Origin of the sequence: Aeromonas simiae (genome assembly GCF_000820125.1) — a bacterium.
Classification (GTDB): Bacteria; Pseudomonadota; Gammaproteobacteria; order Enterobacterales; family Aeromonadaceae; genus Aeromonas; species Aeromonas simiae.
In genome coordinates, this window is record NZ_CDBY01000099.1 from 1 (window position 1) to 22,420 (window position 22,420).

The window sequence follows — 22,420 nt, forward strand, 5'->3', positions numbered from 1 at the left end:
CCGCCCCGCCTCCCCCCTACTCTGAGGGCAAGATCCAAGGAGGCCCTATGCTCCCCCTCACCCCAGCCCAGTGCCGCAGTGCCCGACTCGCCCGCGATGCCCGTTTCGATGGCCGCTTCTTCACCGGCGTGCTGACCACGGGGATCTATTGCCGCCCTGTCTGCCCCGCACGGCCGCCACTGGAGCACAACGTGCGTTATTTCTTCAGCGCGGCGGCGGCGGAGCGTGCCGGACTGCGCCCGTGCTTGCGTTGCCGGCCAGAGCTTGCACCGGGGGAGCGCCACTCCTTGCCTGGCGCACTGTCTTATGTGCTGCACGCGATCGCGCGCGGCGATCTTGCTGACATGACGCTCGATGAACTTGCGGCGCGCTATGGCACGACGGCGCGCACGGTGCGCCGCCAGTGCGAGCAGCACCTTGGACTCACCCCGCTCAAGCTAGAGCAGACAAGGCGCTTGCTGCTGGCGAAGCAACTGCTCACCGACACGCAGCTTTCCATCACGGATGTGGCGTTCACCGCCGGTTTTCAAAGCTTGCGCCGCTTTAACGATGCGTGGTTGCACGCCTACCACTTGAGCCCGAGCGCGGTGCGCCGCACCCTGGCCCCCGCCACCCCGAGCGATGGCCTGACGCTGCACCTTGCATACCGCCCCCCGTATGACTTTGCGGCCTTGCTCGCGTTTTTCCGCCTGCGCGCCATTGCAGGCATCGAGGAGGTGAGTAGTCACTGCTACGTGCGGCACCTGCCCATGGGCAAACGTGGCAACCCGGCACGTCTTGCCGTGCGCCAAGGCGAAGGTAACCAACTGGTGGTCACGTTTTATGGCATCCACCCGCACGAGCTGCCGCTGCTGCTGCATAAGGTGCGGCGCCAGTGGGATCTCGATGCCGATCCGTCCCCGATTATCGACCGCCTAGGCACAGGCCTGCTGGCCCCCCTGGTGGCGGCCGCTCCGGGATTACGACTGCCCGGCGGCTGGGACCCGCTCGAGGTGATGCTGCGCGCCATCATAGGCCAGCAGATCTCGGTGAAGGGGGCGATCACGATTCTTGGGCGCCTGGTGGCGCGGCGCGCCACACAGTGGGGCGCCCCGGCATTGCCAAGTGGCCCCGAGCTGCTGGCCATGAACCTCGATGGCCTTGGCCTGCCCGGCAGTCGGGTGCGTACGCTCAAGGCGCTGGCCGAGGCCATGGCAGGCGGGCTCCACCTTGAGACCGCCAGCGACGCCGAGCTGCTTGCCCTGCCCGGCATCGGCCCCTGGACGGTGGCTTACTGGCGCCTGCGCTGCGGGGTCGATCCCGACGCCTTCCCGGCCAGCGATCTGGTGTTGCAAAAAGCGCTGATCCCCGGCACGCGATTAAGCGCCGCGGCGCTCACTGAGCTGGCCGAGCCATGGCGACCGTGGCGCGCCTATGCCGCCAGCTGGCTATGGCATGGCGCCGCCAGCGGCGTGCCCGCCACCCCCTCACAGAAAGGAGCTCCCCATGATCTGCTTTGACTTGATGGATACCCCCTGCGGCCCATTGCTGGTCGCCATCAACCGGGCGGGGCTTGCCCACGTCGATTTCGTCGACGGCCTGCGCCCGCTGCCGCTAAGGCATGAATGGCGGCGCGATAGCCGCGCACTCGCGCCGTTTATGCGTGAGTTTCATGACTACTTCAACGGTGCGCTGCGCACCTTCACGCTGCCATGTGCCCCAACCGGCACCACCTTTCAACATGAGGTATGGGCGCAGCTGCGCACCATTCCCTTCGGTCAGACCCGCAGCTATGGCGAACTCGCCGCCCAGCTCGGCAAGCCGGGGGCAAGCCGCGCCGTCGGGGCCGCCAATGGGCGCAATCCGCTTTCGATCATCGTCCCTTGCCATCGGGTGATCGGTAAAGACGGCTCACTCACCGGTTATGCCGGTGGCCTGCCCATCAAGCGAACCCTGCTGCATCTGGAAGGCATCGCCATCTGACCCTCCCCCATGGGCCGCCACAACGCCAATGTTTGATCGGAGACCAACTTTCATTTTTTTGTGCTTTTACCATGCGGTACGCTCTGTATGATTCAGCCAGGGCCGCCCTGACCGCCTCACGCCAACCGAAGGGGGCCCTGTCGGTACCCAGGGAAGAAGCTACAGTGTTATCGAACTTACACACCATGAAGGGGAGTTGCATGGGCTTTGCCAATACCATTTGTCAAAGAGCGGCCTGGCACTTGATGCTGTTGTTACCTCTCCTCTTCACGTTCACCGCAGCGGCTTCAGAGCCCAGCCTTATCCTCACCGGCAGCCCCGTCTACCCACCGTTCAGTTGGCAAAGCCACAGTAACCCGCAGCAGGTGACCGGGATCGGCATTGAGCTGGCCGAGACCATCAGCAACGAGCTGGGCATATCGGTTGAAAACCACTATGCCGGCCCATGGAAACGAGTGCAGAACACCGCCGAAAACGGTGAAGTGGACATGATTGCCGGCCTGTTCGTGACCAAGGAGCGGGAAGCCTATCTCGACTACGTCTATCCGCCCTTCATGATGGATGAGTCCGTCATCTTCACGCTCAAGGGGCATGCCGTGCCGCTCAAAAATTGGCACGACGCGGCGAGCAAAGTCGGTGGTGGTCTGCTCGGGGATGCCAGCATCACCGCCTTCGAGCAGAAGGTGCGCTCGCAGTTCCCTGATCAGAAGTTTCAAATCGAGCATGTGGCGACGGTCGAGCAGTTATTCAAAAAGCTCGAATATGGCCGCAACGACTACATCATCTACGGCCTGCACGCCGGCCTTGCCTACGCCCAGCGCGAAGGGGTGAGGGATAAGATTGACTACATCTCCGCCGGCCTGCCCAAACACGGCATGTACCTGGCCTTTGCCAAAAAATCGGCCTTCAGATCCTACAAGGCGGCGTTTAGCCAGAAGATCATCGCCTACAAGGCCAATGGCTATATCGATGCCCTGATCAAAAAATACGAGACAAAATGGCAGCAGGAGTCAGGGCCCAAATAGCCGCACGCCATGCTGACCGCACGGTGTCATCAGCCTGTCATCAACACTCGCCACCATACGCAGCGCTAATCCACAGTCACCGGATCGGACTTAAGGTACTTGCGTGCGAATCTCTCTCTTTTCTCGTCTCTCCTCCCTGCTTTTACTCTCGTTGGCCACGCTGCTGACGGCCGCGCTCTGGTGGGGTAGCCAGCAACTGCGCCTGGACACCTCGCAAACCGAGCGCATTCAACTGCTGCAATACCTCATCAGCCAGCCCCTACAAGAGAACCTGAACCACTATCTCGGCAGTGGCGATCAGACCCACCTCAAAGGGGCAGAGCAGACTCTGCTACGGATCAGCCAGCAGGCGGCCACGCTGCCTGCCTCGCTCGCGGCGCCCCTTAACAAGCAGCTGGCCGACATGACCCAACGCCTGCAACGGGAGTACCTCGCGGCCGGTAAACTCTCTGGCAACCAGCAACTGCTGCTGCAAAACGCCGAGAACGAACTGGTGGCCCAGCTGCGCCAGTTGCAGCGTTACGGGGAGCAGGCCAGCAATGCACAAGGGCTGGCCTTCATCCGCCATAGCGGTGCCATGCTGGCCGCGTTACCGACCCTGGCCCACCAGAGGGAGAGCTATCTGGAGCAGGCTAATCCGGCGTTAAATGCCGCCATGCAGCAGACCCTGGCCGATATGCAGCAGCAGAGCGAGGCCCTGCTCGCCCTGCCCCTGCTGGGCCAATACGCCGAACGCAGCACGGATCTGCTGGTGCTGACCCCCACTGAGCCGGAAGAGATAGGAGAAACGGCCCGCAACGAGATGGCCAGTCTGCTGCGCCGCTATCCGGGTGAACTGGCCGCCACCACGCGTCAACTCACGCAGCAGCAGGCGGCAAGGGCCCAGGTCAACCGGGATATCGCGGCCTTGCTGCGCACCGGCAGCGAGTTGAGCCACGCCCAAACCATGCTGCGCCAACAGACCCAGAGCCGGCTCAATCTCCTCCTCGGCAGCATGGCGCTGACCCTGGTGCTGTTTGCCCTGCTTGGCTGGCAGTGCCAGCAGCGCTGGGTGCTGCGCCCATTGCGGCATCTGCAACAAGCCTTCGCCCGTCTGGCCGATACCGGGGATGCAGAGCCCCTGCCCGAGCTGCGCCAGCGTAACGAACTCGCCGAGATCGGGCGCAATTACAACCGGCTGATCGCCCGTCAGCATCAGGATCAGGAGCACAAGGCCCAGCAGTTGTCCGCCGTCTCGGCCTCGTTGCAGGAGATGGTCAGCCTGGTCGAGCCGATTCAGCAGAGCACCGCTCACGCCCAGAGCGCCGTCAGCGAAGGGGGGGCCATGATGGAGGAGCTCAAGAGGCTGGCGGCCGAGGTCAGCGGGGTCGCGGCGGACATCGCGGCGCATGCCAGCCACAACGAGCAGCACATGCGCTCGAGCGAAACCATGGTCGATACCCTGCTCGAGACCACGGGCCAGACCACCCGCGCCATCGATGAGTGCCAGCAGGCCATCGGCGAGCTGGGCCACTCCCTGGGTGAGGTCACCGCCATTGTCGATGTGATTGGCCACATCGCCCAGCAGACCAACCTGCTGGCCCTCAATGCCGCCATCGAGGCGGCCCGCGCCGGTGAGCAAGGCCGGGGCTTTGCCGTGGTTGCCGACGAGGTACGCCATCTCTCGGCCGACACCCAGCGCTCTCTCGAGCAGATCGTCGATATTCTGACCCGCTTGCAGGGGGCGGGCGATCGCCTCTCGGCGACCATGCAACGCATCGACGAAGAGGCCAAACGCCAGCATGAGCAGGCCAATACCCTGCGCCACACCACCCGCACGGTGCAAGACACGGTGCGCAGCACCGCCGTGGTGGCCCAGCAGGGCGCCGACCATGCCCGCAGTCAGGCCGACCGGCTGTCACGTTTCGCCGAGCTGATGGAGCAGATCCGCACCCAGTCGCACCAGATCACCGAGCAGGCGCACCGGGTCGCCAGCCACATCGGTGAGCAGGCGGGGCGCATCCCGGCCATCCTGGCCCAGGCATGAGCCGATAACAAAGAGCCCCGCCAGTGCGGGGCTCGTTGCAACCGTGAGAACCACAGCGCCCCTTAAGGCAGTACCACGCGGCTCTCCCCTCCCCCCATGGCCTCTACCTTGATCTGCACGCCGATGCGCTCGACCAGGGTCTGCACGTGGGAGATGACCCCGATCTGGCGGCCGCTGGCCTGCAAGGAGTCGAGGCAAGAGAGCGCCAGATCCAGGCTGTCGGGGTCCAAGGTTCCAAACCCCTCGTCGATAAACAGCGACTCCACCTGGGTTTGCTTGGAAGAGAGGCTGGAGAGGGCCAGCGCCAGCGCCAGCGACACCAGGAAGCTCTCGCCACCGGAGAGCGAGTCCACCGAGCGCACCTCATCCCCCATGTCACCATCGACCACCTGCAAGGCGAGATCGGAGCCGGGCACTCGCTCCAGCCGGTAACGCGGCGAGAGCTCGGCCAGCTGGGCGTTGGCCTCAAGCAGCAGCCGCTCCAGGGTCAGACTCTGGGCGAAGGTGCGCAACTTGGCGCCATCGGCCGAGCCCGCCAGATCCCACAAACGCTGCCAGTGGTCAGCCCGCGCCTGGGCCAGCGCGAGCTCATCGCGCAGTGCCCCGGCGCGCAGCACATCCTCCTCGGCCCGCGCCAGCTTGGCGCGGCACGCAAAGAGTGCCTGCTCGGTCTCATGGCACATGCTCTCCAGCGCCAGCAGGCGGGCGCGCCCTGCCTCCCCCTGCCACTGCACCAATCCAGGCCGCGCGGCCAGACGCAGCTCACGTCGCTCACGCTCCTCGGCCAGCGTCCGTTGCCGCTCGGCGAGCCTGACGCCGGCCTCCTGCACCCGGCGAGTCCGGGCGGCGTGCCGCTCGCGCAGCGCCTCGCGCTCCTCAGGGGTCACCGCCAGCAGAGCGCGCAACTGATACTCATCGAGCCCGAGTTCATGCACGCGCGCAGCCCACTGTTGCAGCGCCGCACGGCGCGCCGCCGCCGTCTCTTCATGCTGCTGCCGGCAAGCCTCGAGCCGCTCGCGGGCCACTTGCAACTCTTCGGCCAAGCCCCGCGCGGCGCGGCTGGCGCGCTCCAGCTCATCGGTCAGCCCCTGCAATTGCCCCTGCCAGGACGCCTGCACCTCGGCCACCTCCTGCCCGCCCAGCAGTTGCTGACGCTGGGCCAGCAACCCGGCATGCAGCTGCGTCTGATGGGCCAGATCCTGCTCACCCTTGGCCAATTGCTCGACGACGTTGCGGCTCTCGGCCTCCAGCGTGGCCACCTGTGGCGACAAGGTGGCGATGGCCTCTTTGGCCTGCTCCTGACGAGCAAGCACCCCCTGATAATCCCGCTTGAGCTCGGCCAGCTGCCCCAGATCAGTGAGCCAGCGCCGCCACTCCCCATCCGGCCACTGGGCATCGAGCCGCTCGGCCCCCTGCACCAGCCGCCCTTCCAGCTCGGCCAGCCGCTCATGTTGCGCGCGGATCTCCGCCTCCAGCGTGAAGCGCTGCTGCTCCCATAACTGCCACTGCCGCTCCTGCTGTTGCCGCTGCTGACTAAAACGGGCGTACTCACCGCGCAGGGCCAGGATCTGCTGGCGGGCCGCCGCCAGCTGGCGGTAGGCCAGTTCACTGTGACCCACCTGCTCGCTCAGCGCCTGGCCCTCGGCCACCACCGCCGCAAGCAGTGCCTGCCAGGCCGCCCCGCTGGTCGGCCACTCACCGACCTCGCCGGTCAGGCTCTGCCAACGCTCCAGCCAGCCGTGGCGGTGCGAGGCCAGACGTCGCAGCTCCTCATCCAGCTGGGCTTGCTGGCGTACCAGCTGCTGCGCCTCTCCCTGCCACTGCGCCTGCTGGCGCCGCCCCAGAGCCAGCTCCTGCTCCAGCTCCCGCACCCTGGCCTCCATCTGGCCAAGCAGTCCGGCCACCACGGGCGCCTCACTGGCCCAGGGGTGCTCGCTGGCACCGCACAGCGGACAGGGCTCCCCCGCCACCAGCTGATGGCGCAGCTCCTCGAGGCCCTGCACCAGATGCGACTGCTGCAAGGTGTGGCGCGCCTCATCGACGCGGCTCTGCACGGCCATCAGCTCTGGCGCCAGCGCGCCGAGCAGCCCCTCCAGCTCGCCCAAACGCGCCAAGAGCGCCTCGCGCAGCTGCGTGCGCTCCGTCTCGTGAGCACCGATCTGGGCGCCCGCCTCGATCAGCTCCCGCTGCTGGCCAAGGAGCGCCAGACGGGCTTTCCCTGCGAAGAGCTCCGCCTCCAGCGTCGCCAGTCGCTCGCTGTCTTCACCGGCCTCCACCTCGCGCAGCGCCTGCTCGAGCCGCTCCTGTTCGGCCTGACCGTCGCTGCGGCTCTGCGCCACGGCGGCCAGCTCATCGCTCAGCCGGGCGCGTTGCTGCTCCCGCTCGGCCAGGGCGCGGCGCCCCTCATCAAAGGCATGCCGCCCCGCTGCCATGTCGTGCAGAGCATCCAGCACGCCGCTCTGGGCCAGTGGCGCAAAACGGGCGTGCTGCGCCAGCCAGTCTGCCCCCTCGGAGGCGGCCCGCTGCCAGCCGGCCAGCTCGTCAACCAGCGCGGCGCGCGCCTGTTCACGGCGCAGCGCCTCATCGTGCAACGCGCGGCAATGGTGCTGTAGCTGCCCCTGCTGGCGCGCCTTCTCGGCCAGCTTTTCATCGAGGCGCAGCGCCTCGTCCAGCTCCCCTTGCAAGGCGGCGCGCGCCTGCTCCCCCTGCTGACGCGCGCCACGGGCCTGCTCTTCACGGGCCCGCGCCGCCGCCTCGCGGGGCTCGAGTTCGGCCAGCGCCGGCATCAAGCGCTCGCGCTGTGCCTCCAGCTGAGCGAGCTGCACGGTCAGCCGGGCCAGTTCATCGTGCAGCGGCCGCTCACCTTGAACCCGTTCAAGCAGGGCGAGACGGCGGCTCTCCTCCTCACCCTGCGCCTGCTCGGCCAGCGCCTCGGCCTGCTCGGCGTCGGCCTGCTGCATGGCCTGCTCGGCCGCCGCCAAGCGCTCTTCCAGTGCCGCCAGCTCCCGCAGTTGCTGGCGCTCCTCCCCCAGCTCACGCAGCTGCGCCGCGTGCTGCACCTGCTCGCTGGCCAGCGCCGCCTTCTCGTCATCGTCCATCAGCACCACGTCGCCCAGACGAGCCGTCAGCTCACTCAACACCGCCTGCTCGGCCCGGTGGCGCTCGTGGATCTGCATCGAGATGGCCGAATAGAGCTCGGTGCCGGTCATGCGCTCTAGCAGGGCCGAGCGCTCATTTACGCTCGATTTGAGAAACGCGGCAAACTCCCCCTGGGGCAGGATCACCGCGCGGCGAAACTGCTCCCAGGAGAGGCCGACCAGCTCGTCGATGCGCTCTTGCAGCTCACGCTTGTTGCCAGAAAAGACCTGACCGCTCGCCACATCGGTGAGGCTGCGCTCCTGAGGCTGGAAGCGCCCTTCGACCCGATTGCGCGCCCGGCGCACCGACCAGTGGGCACGATAGAGGCGCCCGTCGCAGCCACGAAAGGTCACCTCGGCAAAGCCGCTGGCGCGGCCGCGGCTGAGAATGCCGCGCACGTCGTTGGCCTTGAGTTTCTCTTCATCGTCGAGGCGTCCCACCTCGGCCACGTTCTTACGATTGGCGATAAAGCGCGGCATCTCGTCGTAGAGGGCCAGGCAGATGGCGTCGAGCAGGGTGCTCTTGCCCGCCCCGGTATTGCCGGTGATGGCGAACAGGCCGCTCGTCCCGAGCGGGCCGCCGGCAAAGTCAATCTCAAACGAGGTGGTGAGGCTGGCGAGGTGCTCGCCACGCAGGGAGAGGATCTTCATTGTTCGTGCTCCTTAACCTGCTGAACCATCTCGTTGAACGAGGCCAGCAGGGCATCATCCGGTTCCCCTTCAAACTGACGCTGATAGCAAAGGCGAAACACCGCCTCCGGGCTCATCTCGTCGAGCCGAACCCGGGCACCGGCCGCCAGCTCCCGCCCACTGCCGCTGTAGCGGGGCGCGATGCGCGCCAGCCGCACCGGCTTGCCCTCCAGCGCCGCCAGCACGCGCTCGCGGATCCGTGCCTCCGGCTTGGGCAGCAGCAGACGCACCTCGAGAAAGGGGCGCGCCGCCAGCGCACACTCGGGCAGATCCAGCGCGGCAATGGCGGCCAGCGCCTCATCGAGCGTCTGCTCGGGCAGGCGGATCATCTCGACGGCGCGCGGCACCATCAGACGCGACACGCTGGCCTCACGGCCGTGAAATTCCACCTCCAGCACCTGGTGGCGATACTCCGCTTCGGCCAGTGAAAGGGGCAGCGGGGAGCCGCTGTAGTGCACCTTGTCCCCCATCTGCTGGGCCAGGTGAAGGTGGCCAAGGGCCGTGTAATCGGCTCCGGTAAACAGATCCCCTGGCAGGGCGTGCTGGTTACCGCCAAGCACCTTGCGCTCGGAGAGCTCGGAGAGCTGGCCGCGCGCCAGATAGGCGTGACCCATGGCGATGAGCGGCAGATCGCCGGCCCGCCGGCGCCCCTCTTCCAGCACCTGGCGATAGATGTCGCGAACCCCTTCCACCAGCCGATCCGCCCCTTCGGCCAGCTCGGCCGGGCGCAGATCGCTGCTGCGCAGAAACGGCACCGCCGCACACCAGGCCAGCACAGCCCCATCGCTCCCCCTCAATGGCACCAGCAGGCGCTCGATGTCGAGCCGTCCCGCACTATCGCGGCTGACGCTGCCCACCAGATGCAGATCGAAGGCGCGCAGCAGTTCGTGCGGGGCATCGAGCTTGGAGGGGGAGTCATGGTTACCGCCGATGAGCACGATGTTAAGGGCGGGGTGATCGGCCCGCAGACGAGCCAGAAAGCGATAGAGCTGTTGCCAGGCACTGGCGGGGGGATTGGCGGTATCGAACAGATCACCGGCCACCAGCAGGGCGTCGGGGCGGCGCTCTGCGATGGTGGCAGCCAGCCAGTCGAGAAAGGCCTGGTGCTCGGCGTGGCGATCATGGCCATGGAGCTGATGCCCCAGATGCCAGTCGGCGGTGTGCAGGAGTTTCATGCGCGGATCCGGATGAGAAGGCAAAAGGCAGAAGATAAGTTGAAGATGGGGGCGCGGACGGCGCTTATCAAGCAGATTGGGCTGCCGGGGTCTGTCCGGCGTAACGGATAAGGTAGAGGCTGTGGCCGGTCATGGGGTCCAGCTCTTCGCCCTCAATGACGAAGCCATGATGGCGATAGAAGCGCACCGCCTCGTCGTTCTCCACATAGACCTTGGCACGCAGCTCAGACAACAATCCCTTGGCCTTGGTCAACAAGGCGTGGCCAACACCACGCCCCTGGCGATCGGGCCGTACGAACAGGGCCGCCAGATAGTCATCCGCCAGCGCCATGAAGCCGAGCAGCTCACCGCGCTCTTCGCACACCCAGATAGTGGACTGTTCCAGGTAACGCACCCGCAGATCTTCTTGCACCTGCCACCAGCTCGAGGCATTGACGAAATCATGGGACTGCAAGGAGGCCAGCAGCCAGATCTCCAGCACGGCATCCATGTCCTTTTCCACGCCAAGTCTGATCATGAGACCGCTCCTGAGTCATCGCACAGTGAGCAGTCTAGGGAGGATTTACGATTAATTTCGGATGAAAAATCTCTCCTGTGAGCTGGCTCCACTTTTTTTCACCAAAGTAAGGTGCTGATCACAGGCCCCACTTTTGCAGTACAATGCCGGCCAGACAACCTAGGAGACCGACGACGCCATGTGGTTCAAGAACCTGCAGATCTATCGCTTTACCCGCCCCTTCGAGCTGACCGTGGATCAGTTGGAGACCCAGCTTGAGAGCTGCATCTTCACCCCCTGTGGTAGCCAGGATCTCTCCAAGTTCGGCTGGGTCAAACCGCTCGGCAAGTTCGGCGCCACCCTGACCCACTCCGCCTCCGGCCAGATCCTCGTCTGTGCCCGCAAAGAGGAGAAGATGCTGCCGGGCTCCGTGGTCAAAGACATGTTGGCCGAGAAGGTCGAAGAGATGGAGCATGAGCAGGGGCGCGCCCTGAAGAAAAAAGAGAAGGAAGCGCTCAAAGAAGAGATCCTGCACACCTTGCTGCCACGCGCCTTCAGCCGCACCAGCCAGACCTTCGCCTGGATCAACCCCGCCGACAACCTGATGGTGGTCGATGCCGGCTCCGCCAAGAAGGCCGACGATCTGCTCGCCCTGCTGCGTAAATCCATCGGCACCCTGCCGGTGGTGCCGGTGGCCCTGAAAAATCCGCCCGAGATCACCATGACCGAATGGCTGAACGAGGGCAACCTGCCGACCTCCTTCACCCTCGAGGACGAGGCCGAGCTGCGTAGCGCCATGGAGCATGGCGGCATCATCCGCTGCAAGCAGCAGGATCTGATGACCGACGAAATCAAGAACCACCTGGCCAACGACAAGCTGGTCACCAAGCTGGCCCTGAACTGGAGCGAGACGTTGAGCTTCGTGCTGGGGGATGATCTCTCCATCAAGCGCCTCAAGTTCAGCGAGGAGCTGCGCGAACAGAACGATGACATCACCAGCGAAGATCCGGCCGCCCGCCTCGATGCCGACTTTGCCTTGGTGACTGCCGAGCTCTCTCAGTTCATTCCCGCCCTGCTGGCCGCATTGGGTGGTGAAGAGCAGTCACTCTGATCCCCTCTGCCCTATGGGAGGCCGCCTGCGGGCGGCCTCTTTGTCAATGATTCTCATCTGGCAATCACTTCACAACGAACGGTATTCTGTAGCAATAAAACATTAATAAATGCTGAAGAAACAGTGATTGATTTTATAAAACATTTTATTAAAACAATCATTGCCCGCACATCTTCCCGCCATTATATTTCCCGTGAAATGACGATTGACGCATCATGCCTCCCCCTGTGGCATGCCAAGCAATTTTCCTTTCGCCAACCTGCTTATTGACGGCTGCCGGTCACCTCACTGTCCGCAGCTTTTAACAGCCATTAGCGAGGTGACGATATGGACCACTCTATCCCCCTGATCACGACCTTGGTCGGCGGCTTCGTGCTGGCCTACCTGCTGGGCATGCTGGCCCAACGCCTGAAGATCTCCCCCATGGTGGGGTATCTGGCGGCCGGGGTGTTCTCCGGCCCCTTTACCCCCGGCTATGTCGCCGATCTGCAACTGGCTCCCGAGCTGGCCGAGATCGGTGTGATCCTGCTGATGTTCGGTGTCGGCCTGCACTTCTCGGTCAAGGATCTGCTCTCGGTCAAGCACATCGCCATCCCCGGCGCCATTGTCCAGATCGCCATTGCAACCCTGCTCGGGCTGGGACTCTCACAGCTGCTCGGCTGGAGCGTAACGGCAGGGGTCGTGTTTGGTCTGGCGCTCTCCACCGCCAGCACTGTGGTGCTGCTGCGAGCGCTCGAGAGCCTTGGTCTGGTCGAGAGCCGCGAAGGGCGCATCGCCATCGGCTGGCTCATCGTGGAGGATCTGGTGATGGTGCTGGCGCTGGTGATGCTGCCCATTCTCGCCAACCTGCAACAGGGCGGCGGTGAGGTCATGCTCACCAGCGCACTGAAGGATGTGGGCCTCACCCTGGCCAAGGTGGCGGCCTTCATCGCCCTGATGATCGTCGGTGGCCGCCGCCTCATCCCCTGGCTGCTGGCCCACACGGCCGCCACCGGCTCACGCGAGCTGTTTACGCTGGCCGTGCTCTCTTGCTCCCTTGGCATCGCTTTTGGTGCAGTCGAGCTGTTTGGCGTCTCGTTTGCCCTTGGCGCCTTCTTCGCCGGTGTCGTGATGAACAGCTCACACCTGAGCCACAAGGCGGCCAGCGACACCCTGCCGCTGCAAGACGCCTTCGCCGTGCTGTTCTTCGTCTCGGTGGGGATGCTGTTCGATCCGGCCATCCTGCTGCGCGAACCACTCGCCGTGCTGGCCACCATCTTCATCATCATCTTCGGCAAATCGGTCGCGGCCTTTGCCATCGTGCGCCTGTTTGGCCACCGCCAGCGTACCGCGCTGACCATCTCGGCCAGCCTGGCTCAGGTGGGTGAGTTCTCCTTCATCCTGATGGGGCTTGCGGTCGCACTCAATCTGGTGCCCGGCGTGGCACGCGATCTGGTGCTCGTCGGGGCCTGCTTCTCCATCATGCTCAACCCTCTGCTCTTTACCCGGCTGGAGCGTTGGTTGGCCCGCCATCCCGAGCCAGAGCAGCCGCAGGCGCCGCTCGAGGTGCAGCAAGGCCATGTGGTCGTGGTCGGGGCAGGCCCGGTCGGCAGCCACCTCATCCCCCTGCTACTTAGCCAGGGCAAGGCGCTGGTGCTGCTTGATGAAGATGAGCATCTGCTCGAGCCGTGGCGTAAGCAGAACATCCCCTGCCTGGTCGGCCATCCGCTGCAACCGGACATGCTGCTGCACGCCCTGCCCCATGCCAGCTATCTGCTGGTCACTCTGGATGATGGCCTGCTGGCCGGTGAAGTGGTGGCCGCCGCGCATAGCCACTATCCCGCGCTGCCGATCGCAGCCTGCGGCGCGCAGGAGGAGATCGCCCGGCACTTACTGGAGCGCGGGGCACACCACGTGGTGAACGGGGACGAAGAGGCCGCCCAGCGCTTGGGGCAGCTGGCTGGCGCCGTCTGAATGTGACGCAGCGCGCGGCGCTGCGCACCGAGATCGGAAAAAAGAGACCGGAAAAAATCAGAGACGATGTGCCCCCAGCCAGGCAAGCCACTCCATGGTCGCCAGCCTGGACTGGGGGTCCCCTGACAGGCTGAGCACGGCGCCCAATGTCAGCCAGAGCAGCCAAACCCAAATGGGCGGCAACGGGAAACCGGCCATGGGCTATCCTCCTTTCTGAAACCAGAGCAAGCCTCGCCTCTCCCCATGACAACTCCATGACCTTTTTGTCAATTTATTACTACAAATCGAACTAAGGCCTGAAAAGCGTCTATTGAAGCTTGTTTTTTTCACCCCGCTGATAGCGCTGTTCGCGCCGTAAGCTACGGTATCGAAAAGAAAACGTTACCGCTCAAAAAAACGAGCTCCACGGCAAAAACGTTGTTTCTGGATCATAAAAAGTCTTACGAAATTGGTGTATATTGCGTAGTGAAAATTCCTTTAACCATGAAGACTGACATGAAAAAGACCAAGATCGTCTGCACTATCGGTCCTAAGACCGAATCCAAAGAAATGCTGACCAAACTGCTGGATGCCGGCATGAACGTTATGCGTCTCAACTTCTCCCACGGTGACTACGAAGAGCACGGCACCCGCATCCGCAACCTGCGTGAAGTGATGGCCGAGACCGGTCGTAAGGCCGCCATCCTGCTCGATACCAAGGGTCCGGAAATCCGTACCATGAAGCTGGAAGGGGGCAACGACGTCGCCCTGGTCGCCGGCCAAACCTTCACCTTCACCACCGACCAGACCGTCATCGGCAACGCTGACAAGGTCGCCGTGACCTACCCGGGCTTCGCCAGCGATCTGCGCGTTGGCAACCGCATCCTGGTTGACGACGGCCTCATCGGTATGGACGTGGTCGAGATCTCCGAGCGTGAAGTGATCTGTAAGGTCCTCAACAACGGCGATCTGGGTGAGAACAAGGGCGTTAACCTGCCGGGCGTCTCCATCAAGCTGCCGGCCCTGGCCGAGAAGGACAAGCGTGACCTGGTATTCGGTTGCGAGCAGGGTGTCGACTTCGTTGCCGCCTCCTTCATCCGTAAGAAGGAAGACGTACTGGAAATCCGTGAGCACCTCAAGGCCCACGGCGGTGACGCCATCCAGATCATCTCCAAGATCGAAAACCAGGAAGGCCTGGACAACTTCGACGAGATCCTGGCTGTGTCCGACGGCATCATGGTCGCCCGTGGTGACCTGGGTGTGGAAATCCCGGTTGAAGAGGTTATCTTCGCCCAGAAGATGATGATCCAGAAGTGCAACAAGGCACGTAAGCTGGTCATCACCGCCACCCAGATGCTTGACTCCATGATCAAGAACCCGCGTCCGACCCGCGCCGAAGCCGGCGACGTGGCCAACGCCATCCTGGATGGTACCGACGCCGTCATGCTGTCCGGTGAGTCCGCCAAGGGTAAGTACCCGCTGGAAGCCGTGAGCATCATGGCCACCATCTGCGAGCGCACCGACGCCGTCATGCCTTCCAACCTCTCCGCGGCCAACGACAGCAACAAGCTGCGTATCACCGAAGCCGTGTGTAAAGGTGCGGTCGAGACCTCCGAGAAGCTGGACGCCCCGCTGATCGTCGTGGCTACCGAAGGCGGCAAGTCTGCCAAGGCTATCCGCAAGTACTTCCCGAAGGCGTGGATCCTGGCCATCACCACCAACGCCAAGACCGCTTCCCAGCTCTCCCTGTCCAAGGGCGTGGTAACCCACGTGGTCGACGCTATCGCCTCCACCGATGACTTCTACCGCATCGGTATGGATATCGCGCTGCAAACTGGCATGGGCGTGAAGGGTGACATCGTGGTCATGGTCTCCGGTGCTCTGGTACCGAGCGGCACCACCAACACCGCTTCCGTGCACGTGCTCTAATCGGCACTGCCCGCAAAAACGGCGCCTTTCGGCGCCGTTTTTTTATTCCTGTTTTACCTTCAAGGCGCCAGCGCCTCCCGCGCATGACGGATGCAGGTGGCTGAAAGAGAGGCCAGCAGCCCGCTCTCCAGCGCCCAGCGGTGCCAGTAGAGGGTGCGGATCACCCCCTGCCCCGGCAGTAGATCGACCAGCGTCCCCTGCGCCAGCTCGCGCTCTATCATCAGGCTCGGGATCAGGCAGTAGGCCACCCCCTGGTTGGCCAGCTTGACGAAGGCCTCGGAGGAGCGCACCACATGGGTGGGCCAGCTCACCGAGGAGAGGGCAAAACGCTCGGCGAGAAACGCAGAGTGCATGTCATCGTGCTGGTCATACACCACGGCGGGGGCGCGGGTCATCGCCTCGCCATTGACCCCGTGCGGAAAGTAGCGCGCGATGAAGGCCGGGCTCGCCACGCAGAGGTATTCAAGACGCCCCAACCGATCGCTGACACAGCCCGCCATCGGGGTCGGCTCGCTGCTGATGGCCGCCACCGCCTCCCCCGAGCGCAGCCGGTTGAGGGTGCGGCTCTCATCTTCCACCATCAGGTTGAGCACTAGCCTCCCCTCGCTCATCAGGGGGGCAAGGGCCGGCAGCAGCCAGGTGGCGAGGCTGTCGGCATTGGTGGCGATGGCCACCGGCAGGGGCGCATCCACCCCGTCCGGCGAGAGGGAGGGCAGCAGATCCAGCTCCAGGGTCTTCACCCGGCGATAAAAACCGAGCAGGCGGCGGCCGATGGCGGTCAGCCTGGGCGGGCTGCCGCGCACCAGCACCGGCTGTGCCAGCCACTTCTCGAGCTGCTTGATCCGCTGTGAGACGGCCGACTGGGTGACAAACAGCGCCTGCGCTCCTTTGTCAAACCCGCCGTAGGCCACCACGGCGTCGAGCGCCTCCAGCCAGAGATAGTCGAGTCCGCGCATCCTTCACCATTAGCAAAACTGATAATGAATTAAGATTATTAGTTTTTCTAAACCTACGCCACTCCTTATGCTGCGTTCATTACCTCAAGGAGTCTCATCATGTTCGTCACCTCTCCCCTCTGGCAGGGGCTCACGCTGGGCCTGGCCATGATTGTTCCCATCGGTGCCCAGAATGCCTTCGTGCTCAATCAGGGGATCCGCCGCCACCACCACCTGATGGTGGCGGCCATCTGCATCTGCTGCGATGTCTTCCTCATCAGCCTCGGGGTCTTCGGCGCCGGCGCCCTGATGAGCAGCCAACCCTTGCTGCTCACCCTCATCACCGGGGCCGGCATCCTGTTTCTCACCACCTACGGCGCCATGGCCCTGCGCAGCGCCATGCGACCGGCCGCCGCCGATGAGGCTCGCAAGACGGCCCGCCTCGGTGGCCGGGGCGCCGTGCTGCTGGGCACCCTGGCGGTGACCCTGCTCAACCCCCACGTCTACCTCGACACCATGGTGATCCTCGGCTCCATCGGCAGCCAGCTGGCCGCCCATGAGCGGCTCTGGTTCGCGGTGGGCTGCCTGCTCGCCTCCTTCATCTGGTTCAATGCTCTCTCACTTGGCGCCGCCCGCTTCGCCCCCGTGCTGAGCCAGCCCAGGGTCAAGCGCGGCATCGACCTGCTGGTCGGCGCCATCATGCTGGCACTGGCGACCCAGCTCACCTGGCAACTGGCGGGACAGCTGGCATGACGCGCCAGCGGGTCCACGGCCTGACCCGGCCGCCCTGCCCAATCCGGTCTGCCGGATGACTGGCGAAGACGCTCGTTAAATGCAATTTTGCTGAATGTTTCCGCTATTTATTCTGTTTTTTCGGGAAATTTTGCTGCTTTTGTGTTAAAAAACGCCCCGACAAAATACTCGACGACTTCATATATAAGCGGAACTTCATCATGAAACTGATCGCAAAACTGCTGGCCGGCATCCTGGTCGGCCTGTTGATAGGCTTCTACGCCCCCGAGTGGCTGGCGCGCCTGGTCTTCACCGCCAAGGTGCTGATCGGTCAGCTCATTACCTTCACCATTCCGCTTATCATCCTGTTCTTTATCACCAGCGGTATCGCCAGCCTGCCGAAGAATTCGGGTCGCCTGCTCGGTCAGACCGTGGGCCTCTCCTATGGCTCGACCCTCTTGGCCGGCACCCTGGCCTTCCTGGTCGCCAGCCACTTCATCCCGCAGTTTGCCAGCAGCGTGGCCATGAACAGCCAGGAGGGGGTCAAGCTGGCCTCCTACCTCAATCTGGAAGTGCCGCCCCTGTTTGGCGTCATGACCGCGCTGGCCACCGCCTTCGTGTTTGGCATCGGCATCTCTGCCACCGAGGCGCGCGATCTGCGCAGCGTGGCCGATCAGGGGCGCGACATCATCGACCGCCTGCTGGCCAAGGTGCTGATCCCCCTGCTGCCTATCTACATCGCCGGCGTCTTCGTCGAGATGACGGTTGAGGGCACAGTCTTTACCACCCTCAAGACCTTCGGCGTGGTGCTGGTGATGGCCATCGTGATGCACTGGCTGTGGCTCACCGCCCTGTTTGTCGGCACCGGCCTCGCCCTCGGCCGCTCCCCGCTCCAGCTGATCAAGAACATGCTGCCGGCCTACTTCACCGCCGTCGGCACCATGTCGAGTGCCGCCACCATCCCGGTAGCCCTGCAGGCGAGCAAGAACAACGGGGTGAGCGATGGCATCGCCAACTTCACCGTGCCCCTGTGCGCCACCATTCACCTGTGTGGCTCGACCATCACCCTGGTCACCTGTGCCACCGCCGTCATGTTCCTCTCCGAGCACCTGGCCATCCCGAGCCTGCCCGAGATGCTCCCCTTCATCATGATGCTGGGGGTGGTGATGATCGCCGCCCCAGGCGCGCCGGGTGGCGGCGTGATGTCGGCCCTCGGCCTGCTCACCTCCATGCTCGGCTTCGGTGATGCGTCGATTGCGCTGATGATCGCTCTCTACCTCGCCCAGGACAGCTTTGGCACCGCCTGCAACGTCACCGGCGACGGCGCCATCGCCCTGTGGGTCGACCGCTTCGCCGGCCGCCAGCAAGATGAGGGGGCGCTGGCCGAGACGGCGCAGTAACCCGATGAAAAAGCCCGGCAGATGCCGGGCTTTTTTTATTGCCAGCAGCAGGCTCAGAGCCCCTGCTTGGCCGCGATGCAGCCACCGCCCCCCTCCCCTTGAACCGGGAGAGCCGGGCCGCAGCGGTGATGAGATGGCGGCCTCTCCTAGCGCGGCGCCGGCTCGTGCAGCTCGAGCCACTGACTAAGCTCGCGGCGCAGGTTGTCCGAGCGCTTGCCGAAGATGGCCTGCACCTCGTCACCGATGATGATGACGCCGATGGCGCCGAGACGCTGCAACGCCTCGCTGTCGACCGGTTGCAGGGCCTTGACCCTGACCCGCAGCCGGGTCAGGCAGGCGTCAAAGCCCGCTATGTTGTCGCGCCCGCCAAAGGCGGCGATGAGGGCGGTGATGGCCGCCTCGTCCAACTCACTGAGCGGCGCCGCCGCTGGTTTCTCCCCCTTGTGGCCGAGGGCGGCGGCAAACAGCCGCTTGAAGTCCTGCATCTTGACCATGGGAACCTCCTCATGATGAAAAAAGAGGGCGGAGCCTGTGACTCCGCCCCGCTATCAACGGGCGCGGCGCAGCACCCGGCAGCCGAACGGCGGCAGCAGCAGTGAGTCGCCCAGCGCCTCGCCGCTCACCATGTCGCGGTGGCCCGCCGGCAGAGTGACCTGTCGCTCGGCGTTGGCAAAGTTCTGCACGAATACGAACGCCTGCTCCCCATCGCTGCGGCACTGGGCGGTGACCTCCTCCGGCAAGGCTGGCAGGGCGCGCGGCAGGGCCAGGCTGTCGATGAGGTGGCCGAAGAAGTCGCGCTGGAACGCCAGATCGTTGCGCGAGGCAACATAGTAGGCGCGCCCGGCCCCGTGCTCGTTGACCGTCACCGCCGGGCGCCCGGCATAGAAGTCGCCGTCATAGCTGGCCAGGGCGCGCGCCCCCTCCAGGTGGATGAGATCGCACAGCTGGCTCACCTCGTATGGGCCGCGCAGCCCTGCCTCGTTGCCATCCAGCCCCGAGATGGCGTTGCGCTCCTCGTCGTAGAGGCCGTCGATCTCCTCGGCCCAGATCCCGAGGATCGGGCGCAGCGGCCCCGGAAAGCCCCCCAGATGGCAGAGATCGGTCTCGTTGACGATGCCGCTCCAGTAAGTGGTGACAAACTGGCCGCCCCGTTTGACGAAGGCGTCGACCCGCTCGGCAACGCCGTCGCGCACCATGTAGAGCATGGGGGCGATGACCAGGTCATAACCGTCCAGCGCGCTGTCGGCATTGATGACGTCCACCGCCACCCCCGCCTCCCAGAAGGGGCGATAGTGCTCGGTCACCGTCTTCTCATAGAAGAGGCCGGCATTGCGCGGACCCTGGGCGTTGTCCATGGCCCAGCGGCTCTCCCAATCGAAGATGATGGCCACCTTGGCCTCGACGCGACTGCCCACCACCTCGGGCAGGGCGGCCAGGATCTCGCCGAGCGCCTGCACCTCGCGGCCGACCCGGGTGTCGATGTGACCGACGTGATCGACCACGGCGCCGTGGAACTTCTCGACCGAGCCGCGGCTCTTGCGCCACTGGAAGTACTGCACCGAGTCGGAGCCGTGGGCCACCGCCTGCAAGGAGGAGAGGATGTGCATCCCCGGCTTCTTGAGCTTGCTGATGGGCTGCCAGTTGGTCAGGCTCGGGGTCGACTCCATCAGGAAGAAGGGCTTGCCCCCTTTGAGGGTGCGCATCAGGTCGTGGTACATGGCGGTGTAGGCCGCCAGGGTCGTGTCGTCGCCGCTGTTGTGCCACAGGGGGTAGCTGTCCCAGGAGATGAAGTCGATCACCTTGGCGAGCTGCCAGTAGTCGTAGTCGTAGAAGTACTCCATGAAGTTGGTGGTGGCCGGCAGGCTCGGGTTGACCGCCTTCAATGGCTTGATCTCCTCGGCGCAGAAGTCGCTCACTTGGGCGGTGTTGAAGCGTTTCCAGTCGAGGTTGAGGCCGTGGATCGAGCTCTCGCCGATGGGGGACGGGGATTCGATCTGTGACCAGTCGCTGTAGGTGTGGCTCCAGAAGCTGGTCCACCAGGCGTGGTTGAGCGCTTCTATGCTGCCGTAGCGCCCCTTGAGCCAGTCACGAAAGCGCTCCTGACACAGCTCGCAGTGGCACTCGCCGCCGTACTCGTTGGAGATGTGCCAGGCGATGACGCCGGGGTGGCGGCCGTAGCGCTCGGCCAGGGCACCGTTGATGGCGCGCACCTTGTCGCGGTAGACCGGCGAGCTCATGCAGTGGTTGTGGCGACCGCCGTGCAACGCCTTGACCCGCTCCTTGCTGACTCGCAGCACCTCGGGATAGCGCTGGGAGAGCCAGGCCGGACGGGCGCCGCTCGGGGTGGCGAGAAAGACCGACACGCCGCTGGCGTGCAGGCGGTCGATCACAGTATCGAGCCAGCCGAACTCATAACGCCCCTCCTGCGGCTCCAGCGACGACCAGCTGAAGATGCCGACCGACATCACGTTGCAGCGGGTCTGGCGCATCATCTCGAGATCGCGCTCGAACACCTGGGGGTCGTCCAGCCACTGATCCGGGTTGTAGTCGGCGCCATGCAGCAGGGCCGGCACCCGTTCACTGAGCGGGGGAAACTTGAGCATCACACATCTCCTAAAACGAAGGGGCGCCGGCCATGGCCGGCTACCCTGTCGGTTGAAAGCGGGTCAGTTGAACACCTTGATCGAGGGGAGCACGTGGCCGGTACAGTCAAACAGCGCCTGGTTCTCTCGGGCATTGCCCTCCTTCCAGTCGTCGTTGTTGTACCGCATGCCGGCCTTGGTGGCCCAGGTCGCGCCGGGGGTCGGCAGCCAGGCCGGCTCCCAGTAGAAGAGCCCCTTGCCGTGACCGTTTGGCACCATCACCACGCTCTTGAGCAGATCGCGCAGGAAGTCGGCCTGCCCCTGCACGTTGGCCGGGTAACCGCCGTCGCTCGCCTCCTTGGCGGTGAAGTTGTTCTCGGCGTTGTCGCAGTTGTCGGTGGTGTAGCCGTAGGCGGCCTCGACCACGATCACGTCCTTGCCATAGCGCTGACTGATGTCATCCATGTTGGCCTTGAGGGCGCTGATGGGGCCGTTCCAGTAGGTGTAGAAGGAGAGGCCGATGATATCGAAGGGCACCTCGCGCTTGGTTATCTCGTCGAACCACCAGACGAAGGTGTCATTCTTGGTGCCCTCGGCCAGGTGCAGCATCACCTTGATCTCCTTGCCGTGCTCTTTCACCGCACGCACGCCAGCCTTGAGCAGGGTGGCCAGGCGGTCAAACTCGCCGCCGTTCTGGCCCCAGCTCTTGCCCTCGGGCCACAGCATGCCGCCGTTGATCTCGTTGCCAACCTGCACCATGTCAGGCAGCACGCCGGCCTTGGCCAGGGCGTCCATGCTCTGCTTGGTGTGGGCATAGACCGCCTCCGCCAGCTGCTCGACCGACAGGGTGCGCCACGCCTTGGGCTTGTTCTGGCGGCCCGGATCGGTCCAAAAATCGCTGTAGTGGAAATCGAGCAGGAACTTCATGCCGAGCGCCTTGGCGCGCTTGGCCAGCGCCACCGTGGTGGCCAGATCGTTGTTGCCGCCGCCGTAGGGCTTGCCGTCGGCATCCTTGGGGTCGACCCACAGGCGCAGGCGGATGTAGTTAAAGCCGTTTTGCTTGAGGATGGCCATGGCGTCCTGCTGCTTGCCGCTGGCATCGAAGAACTTGCCGCCAAACTTCTCCACCTCGGCCAGCATGGAAACATCGGCCCCCTTGATGAAATCCTGCGGCACCGCCACCGGCTGCACCACGGCACTCTCAGCGGCCACGCCCTGAGCCTGCATGCCCAGCAAGCCGGTGGCGAGCAGCGCCGCCATCACCAGCGTCTTCTTGATTGTCATGTCG

16 protein-coding genes are annotated in these 22,420 nt (G+C 64.4%); 9 read left to right on the top strand and 7 right to left on the bottom strand.

The annotated features are described in order from the left end of the window. From BN1134_RS18550 to BN1134_RS18565, 4 genes are all read left to right on the top strand, one after another. On the top strand, positions 1-1,499 hold a 1,499-nt coding region (locus tag BN1134_RS18550; RefSeq protein WP_415857808.1), incomplete at its 5' end, for an AlkA N-terminal domain-containing protein. Continuing rightward, positions 1,486-1,962 (top strand): methylated-DNA--[protein]-cysteine S-methyltransferase, encoded by a 477-nt coding sequence (locus BN1134_RS18555; RefSeq protein WP_042049030.1) that lies wholly within the window; start codon positions 1,486-1,488, stop codon positions 1,960-1,962. The genes BN1134_RS18550 and BN1134_RS18555, both read left to right, overlap by 14 nt. Positions 1,963-2,207: 245 nt before the next feature. Further along, positions 2,208-2,987, top strand: a complete 780-nt coding sequence (locus BN1134_RS18560; protein ID WP_198133216.1) for a substrate-binding periplasmic protein — start codon at positions 2,208-2,210, stop codon at positions 2,985-2,987. 103 nt (positions 2,988-3,090) lie between these two features. After that, the gene (locus BN1134_RS18565) at positions 3,091-5,013 is read left to right on the top strand and encodes a methyl-accepting chemotaxis protein (RefSeq protein ID WP_042049033.1); all 1,923 of its coding nucleotides are present in this window, start codon (positions 3,091-3,093) and stop codon (positions 5,011-5,013) included. Positions 5,014-5,075: 62 nt separating this feature from the next. On the opposite strand, the gene BN1134_RS18570 is transcribed toward BN1134_RS18565, so the two are convergent. The 3 genes from BN1134_RS18570 to BN1134_RS18580 form a co-directional block, all read right to left on the bottom strand. Further along, positions 5,076-8,801 (bottom strand): AAA family ATPase, encoded by a 3,726-nt coding sequence (locus BN1134_RS18570; protein ID WP_042049034.1) that lies wholly within the window; start codon positions 8,799-8,801, stop codon positions 5,076-5,078. Next, positions 8,798-10,015 (bottom strand): exonuclease SbcCD subunit D C-terminal domain-containing protein, encoded by a 1,218-nt coding sequence (locus BN1134_RS18575; protein ID WP_042049035.1) that lies wholly within the window; start codon positions 10,013-10,015, stop codon positions 8,798-8,800. The genes BN1134_RS18570 and BN1134_RS18575 overlap by 4 nt, the downstream gene beginning before the upstream one ends. A gap of 67 nt (positions 10,016-10,082) precedes the next feature. Then, complete coding sequence (locus BN1134_RS18580; protein WP_042049037.1) at positions 10,083-10,532, bottom strand: GNAT family N-acetyltransferase; 450 nt, start codon at positions 10,530-10,532, stop codon at positions 10,083-10,085. A 178-nt stretch (positions 10,533-10,710) separates the two neighbouring features. Between BN1134_RS18580 and rdgC the strand changes: the two genes are divergently transcribed. From rdgC to pykF, 3 genes are all read left to right on the top strand, one after another. Beyond that, the gene (rdgC, locus tag BN1134_RS18585; RefSeq protein ID WP_042049038.1) at positions 10,711-11,622 is read left to right on the top strand and encodes a recombination-associated protein RdgC; all 912 of its coding nucleotides are present in this window, start codon (positions 10,711-10,713) and stop codon (positions 11,620-11,622) included. A 327-nt stretch (positions 11,623-11,949) separates the two neighbouring features. Further along, positions 11,950-13,575 (top strand): YbaL family putative K(+) efflux transporter, encoded by a 1,626-nt coding sequence (gene ybaL, locus BN1134_RS18590; RefSeq protein ID WP_042049040.1) that lies wholly within the window; start codon positions 11,950-11,952, stop codon positions 13,573-13,575. A gap of 495 nt (positions 13,576-14,070) precedes the next feature. Beyond that, on the top strand, positions 14,071-15,483 hold the full coding sequence (pykF, locus tag BN1134_RS18595) for a pyruvate kinase PykF (RefSeq protein ID WP_042049042.1): 1,413 nt from the start codon (positions 14,071-14,073) through the stop codon (positions 15,481-15,483). 59 nt (positions 15,484-15,542) lie between these two features. Here the strand turns inward: pykF and BN1134_RS18600 are convergent, their stop codons facing one another. After that, positions 15,543-16,439, bottom strand: a complete 897-nt coding sequence (locus BN1134_RS18600; protein ID WP_042049044.1) for a LysR family transcriptional regulator ArgP — start codon at positions 16,437-16,439, stop codon at positions 15,543-15,545. Positions 16,440-16,538: 99 nt separating this feature from the next. On the opposite strand from BN1134_RS18600, the gene BN1134_RS18605 reads away from it, so the two are divergent. Together BN1134_RS18605 and BN1134_RS18610 are read left to right on the top strand one after the other, a co-directional pair. After that, the gene (locus BN1134_RS18605) at positions 16,539-17,171 is read left to right on the top strand and encodes a LysE/ArgO family amino acid transporter (RefSeq protein WP_042049045.1); all 633 of its coding nucleotides are present in this window, start codon (positions 16,539-16,541) and stop codon (positions 17,169-17,171) included. Between the two features lie 200 nt (positions 17,172-17,371). Further along, a complete protein-coding gene (locus tag BN1134_RS18610; RefSeq protein WP_042049046.1) occupies positions 17,372-18,550 on the top strand; it encodes a dicarboxylate/amino acid:cation symporter in 1,179 nt (392 codons plus the stop codon). Between the two features lie 146 nt (positions 18,551-18,696). Here BN1134_RS18610 and BN1134_RS18615 read toward each other — a convergent pair whose 3' ends face one another. The 3 genes from BN1134_RS18615 to BN1134_RS18625 all read right to left on the bottom strand — a co-directional run bounded on the left by BN1134_RS18615 (position 18,697) and on the right by BN1134_RS18625 (position 22,416). Continuing rightward, positions 18,697-19,044 carry a glucose PTS transporter subunit EIIB gene (locus BN1134_RS18615; RefSeq protein ID WP_042049048.1) on the bottom strand — a complete coding sequence of 116 codons (348 nt, stop codon included), beginning with the start codon at positions 19,042-19,044 and terminating at the stop codon, positions 18,697-18,699. 54 nt (positions 19,045-19,098) lie between these two features. After that, positions 19,099-21,153 carry a beta-galactosidase gene (locus BN1134_RS18620; RefSeq protein WP_042049049.1) on the bottom strand — a complete coding sequence of 685 codons (2,055 nt, stop codon included), beginning with the start codon at positions 21,151-21,153 and terminating at the stop codon, positions 19,099-19,101. Between the two features lie 63 nt (positions 21,154-21,216). Beyond that, positions 21,217-22,416: a glycoside hydrolase family 53 protein gene (locus BN1134_RS18625; protein WP_042049051.1), complete on the bottom strand. Its 1,200-nt coding sequence runs from the start codon at positions 22,414-22,416 to the stop codon at positions 21,217-21,219. Between the last annotated feature and the right edge of the window lie 4 nt (positions 22,417-22,420).

Bases quoted from the DNA above. Each gene is read 5' to 3' on its own strand.
- BN1134_RS18555 (WP_042049030.1), top strand. From the start codon at position 1,486: ATGATCTGCTTTGACTTGATGGATACCCCCTGCGGCCCATTGCTGGTC.
- BN1134_RS18560 (WP_198133216.1), top strand. From the start codon at position 2,208: ATGCTGTTGTTACCTCTCCTCTTCACGTTCACCGCAGCGGCTTCAGAG.
- BN1134_RS18570 (WP_042049034.1), bottom strand. From the start codon at position 8,801: ATGAAGATCCTCTCCCTGCGTGGCGAGCACCTCGCCAGCCTCACCACC.
- BN1134_RS18575 (WP_042049035.1), bottom strand. From the start codon at position 10,015: ATGAAACTCCTGCACACCGCCGACTGGCATCTGGGGCATCAGCTCCAT.
- BN1134_RS18580 (WP_042049037.1), bottom strand. From the start codon at position 10,532: ATGATCAGACTTGGCGTGGAAAAGGACATGGATGCCGTGCTGGAGATC.
- rdgC (WP_042049038.1), top strand. From the start codon at position 10,711: ATGTGGTTCAAGAACCTGCAGATCTATCGCTTTACCCGCCCCTTCGAG.
- ybaL (WP_042049040.1), top strand. From the start codon at position 11,950: ATGGACCACTCTATCCCCCTGATCACGACCTTGGTCGGCGGCTTCGTG.
- pykF (WP_042049042.1), top strand. From the start codon at position 14,071: ATGAAAAAGACCAAGATCGTCTGCACTATCGGTCCTAAGACCGAATCC.
- BN1134_RS18600 (WP_042049044.1), bottom strand. From the start codon at position 16,439: ATGCGCGGACTCGACTATCTCTGGCTGGAGGCGCTCGACGCCGTGGTG.
- BN1134_RS18605 (WP_042049045.1), top strand. From the start codon at position 16,539: ATGTTCGTCACCTCTCCCCTCTGGCAGGGGCTCACGCTGGGCCTGGCC.
- BN1134_RS18610 (WP_042049046.1), top strand. From the start codon at position 17,372: ATGAAACTGATCGCAAAACTGCTGGCCGGCATCCTGGTCGGCCTGTTG.
- BN1134_RS18615 (WP_042049048.1), bottom strand. From the start codon at position 19,044: ATGGTCAAGATGCAGGACTTCAAGCGGCTGTTTGCCGCCGCCCTCGGC.
- BN1134_RS18620 (WP_042049049.1), bottom strand. From the start codon at position 21,153: ATGCTCAAGTTTCCCCCGCTCAGTGAACGGGTGCCGGCCCTGCTGCAT.
- BN1134_RS18625 (WP_042049051.1), bottom strand. From the start codon at position 22,416: ATGACAATCAAGAAGACGCTGGTGATGGCGGCGCTGCTCGCCACCGGC.